The sequence below is a fragment of the Mesorhizobium sp. M7A.F.Ca.CA.003.01.2.1 genome, from assembly GCF_003998945.1.
GTDB lineage: Bacteria > Pseudomonadota > Alphaproteobacteria > Rhizobiales > Rhizobiaceae > Mesorhizobium > Mesorhizobium ciceri.
Map to the genome: position 1 here is coordinate 1 of NZ_RZRA01001187.1, position 1,415 is coordinate 1,415.

The window sequence follows — 1,415 nt, forward strand, 5'->3', positions numbered from 1 at the left end:
GCCGTCGATGGTCAGGGCAGCGCCAACGCCTGATCCCGCGGGGATTTCCGGCTGGGGCGGAACCACCCTCCGCTCCAGCCGTCACGATCTTGTGAAACCGTTCTGCAACAGGCTTTCCAAAATTTATGAAAGCTTAACGAAATCGGTATGAATCAGTATAGTCGCGCCTTACATCCGCCATGCGGTGAGCGGGACGATCGAGCGTGCGGAACGGGAACCGGTTGCGGCCGGAGCGGGTGATTCATGAAATTCCTCGGAAACAAAGCAACCGTGATGCCGCTGATGGCAATCACGGCGACGCTGGCTTTCGGTGTACCCCAGGCAGGCGCGCAGGGGCTCTTCGACATGCTTTTCGGCGGCGGCGTCAGGCATGCGCCGAAAGGCGAGTTTCCGCCCCCGCCACCGAAGAACAAGCCAAAGCCGAAAGTGTCCGGTGGCGGCGGCGGCAATGTGAAGATCAGCAGCCCGTCCTACTACACCTACAAGGCCGACCGGCTGGTTCGCGTCGACTTCTCGGCATTGGCCGCGACGCCGGCGCAGGCGACACCGCAGGACGCCGCCTTCGTCCCGTCGGCTACGGGTGCCGCGTTTCGTGATGCGGTTGCCAGCTTGGGCGACTACGAATTCTTAGCCGAGCCCGACATCGCCAAGGCGCTGATCGCGTACTACTCGGCCAATCCGGATTTCATCTGGATAAGCGGAACCAGCCTCAACAGCCGTGCGCAGGATGCGGTGCGGGTGCTTGGCGAGGCTTCAAGCTATGGCCTCACGCCCGCCGACTATACGGTCGAAGTGCCCGCTGCCGGCGCATCGACGACCGATGCCAATGCGCAACTGAAAGAACTCGTCCGTTTCGAGATGGCGCTTTCGGCGCGTGTGCTGCGCTATGCCCACGACGCCCAGAACGGCCGCGTCGATCCCAACCGCATGACCGGCTATTATGATTTCCCGGCCAAGCCGCTCGATCTGCAAGGCGTGCTGAAAACGCTGGCGCATACCCAGCAGGTGCGCACCTATCTCGAATCGCGGCACCCGCAGAATGCGGAATACCAGGCGCTGCGCGTCGAACTGGAAGCGCTGCAGGCCAGTGCGGAAAACGAAATCGTCGTCGACCCCAAACTGTTGTTGAAGCCGGGCGAAACCAGCCCCGAACTGCCGAAGCTGCTGACCCTGATCGCGCGCAATCTCGATGACGAGATGGGCGGCGCCTATGGCGAGGTCCTGTCCAGGCTGGCCACCAGCGAAGTTTATGATCCGGAACTGATCCCGGTCATCAAGGCCGTGCAGCAAAAGGCAGGCATGAAGGGCGACGGCGTCATCGGCCCGCGCACCGTCGCGTCGCTGGCCGGAACATCCAAGGCCGACAAGTTGCTGAAGGTGGAAGTGGCGCTGGAGGAACTGCGCTGGCTGCCCTC

General features: G+C 62.6%; 1 pseudogene. It reads left to right on the top strand.

Going from position 1 to position 1,415, the window contains the following annotated elements:
- Positions 1-243: 243 nt before the first annotated feature.
- A pseudogene (locus EN969_RS31050) lies at positions 244-1,415 on the top strand (hypothetical protein); the annotation flags it as partial.